Source organism: Desulfobacter curvatus DSM 3379 (assembly GCF_000373985.1).
GTDB classification, from domain to species: domain Bacteria; phylum Desulfobacterota; class Desulfobacteria; order Desulfobacterales; family Desulfobacteraceae; genus Desulfobacter; species Desulfobacter curvatus.
This window is the reverse complement of record NZ_KB893042.1, coordinates 1-1,213: the sequence shown is the minus strand read 5'-3', so window position 1 is coordinate 1,213 and position 1,213 is coordinate 1. Positions and strand designations below refer to the sequence as shown.

At 36.8% G+C, this 1,213-nt stretch carries 2 protein-coding genes; both read left to right on the top strand.

From position 1 onward, the window contains the following. The first annotated feature begins 104 nt into the window (after positions 1-104). Positions 105-578 (top strand): bis-aminopropyl spermidine synthase family protein, encoded by a 474-nt coding sequence (locus B147_RS0110300; RefSeq protein ID WP_157237843.1) that lies wholly within the window; start codon positions 105-107, stop codon positions 576-578. Positions 579-673: 95 nt separating this feature from the next. Beyond that, on the top strand, positions 674-1,114 hold the full coding sequence (locus B147_RS0110295; RefSeq protein ID WP_020587119.1) for a hypothetical protein: 441 nt from the start codon (positions 674-676) through the stop codon (positions 1,112-1,114). Positions 1,115-1,213 lie beyond the last annotated feature (99 nt).

The following is a 1,213-nucleotide window of genomic DNA, read 5'->3' as shown; positions in this document are numbered from 1 at the left end:
TTGGGTGTATGCTCTAAAAATTAGACTTTTTCGACCGATTTTATTGATTTTTAAATTTATAAAATTCAAAATGGGAACAAGCGAAATCCAAGATAAAAACAATTTTGGAGAATAAAGCGCAAACGTCTACTTATTCCTCGGTGGAATTTGATGTGCAAGGTCTTTACGATGGAATATGGCCAAATCTATCTATATCTTTTGATTATTTTGTTACGTCTCCTCCTTACACATATGAAGGTTTGAAGATGTTTACGGCGATAGGGATCAGATTTCTAAGAATCGGAGGGTATGGATTTATTGCTACGCCTTTGGACGATGATCCTAAGGCGTATGACGTAACAATAGAACTGATGAAATTTATTTTAGAAAATGGATGCATTATTGAAGAAGTGGTTCCAGGGCTCACCTTCGAAGAAGGCCTTCCCGCGTATCAAGTGATAATCAAGAAGCTCAAGGATGTTGATGAAATTAATTGGTTGAACCAACTCAATGGACAGCTATATGAGTATCAAATATTTGGTGATGACTCATATAATCATCAGGTTGAGGCCAATACTTATAAGAAAGATGAGAAATAGTAATTATACTTAGGGATTAAAAGGCAAACAAAATCTATAGCATTTATTCTGAGGTCCTTAGATCACCATATGCTCAAATTGATGAGTTCTAAATTATGGATAAAAACGACATTGCCGTTGAAGAGTGGAAGCAGTTGGAAAGTGTTATTCAAAAATATGACGATATACGCTTACGTCTAAATGGTTGGCTAATTGCATTGTTATCTGCGTTCTTAGTCGCTGTATTTACAGATAAATTTGAGCTGTCTATCGGAACGTTGGTTACGCTACCGATTGCCGTAATTTTATTTTTTTATATTGCAGAAACATGTATTGGAGTAGGAGAGGCTCGCGCCATAGTTCGCAAGAAATACGTCGAAAGATGTTTACGTCAGGGGGATGACTATGATGGTCCTCGTGTTTCTGAGTCGCTTGAACCTACAAGGGATTACAAAATCCTAATACCAGAAGCCGCTAAGGAGTTTTTAAATGCTACGGCGTATCTTCCAAAACTGATGGTTGGAATAATTATCGTAATTCTTCTTCTGGCAAAATAGAAAAATCCTGATTATAACGGATTTGGGGGACTAAGTCGGAGAGCGATGAAATAGACTGAAAAAAATCATTTTCTGCGTTATGGTTGAAGTGCTCAACAG